General features: G+C 70.2%; 1 protein-coding gene. It reads right to left on the reverse strand.

All coding sequences use genetic code 11. From position 1 onward, the window contains the following. The coding region (locus AAEZ05_RS29455) for an AcaB family transcriptional regulator (RefSeq protein ID WP_350650163.1) at window positions 1–252 on the reverse strand (252 nt) is incomplete at both ends.

A 252-nucleotide genomic window follows, 5' to 3' on the forward strand; every position in this document is an offset into this window, starting at 1 on the left:
TCGTCACTGGCATCCGCGGCATCCTGCTGAGCCGAGGCGGCCAGCGCCGAGCGCCGGATGATCGGTGGGGCATAGCGCGAACGCAGCGCGCCTTCGAGCACCTCCTGCGGCAGTTCCCCAAGCTTCTCCAGGGCGGCCCGGGCGGCGGCATTCTTGGCCGCGAAGTCATCCCGGGTGCAACCCGAGTAGCGGTACTGTTGCGCCAGCGAGAACAGGCTGCGCAGGGCGTGCGCCCCTTCGTTGAGCCAGCGC

It is taken from the genome of Pseudomonas sp. HY13-MNA-CIBAN-0226 (genome assembly GCF_040310305.1).
GTDB classification, from domain to species: domain Bacteria; phylum Pseudomonadota; class Gammaproteobacteria; order Pseudomonadales; family Pseudomonadaceae; genus Aquipseudomonas; species Aquipseudomonas gregormendelii.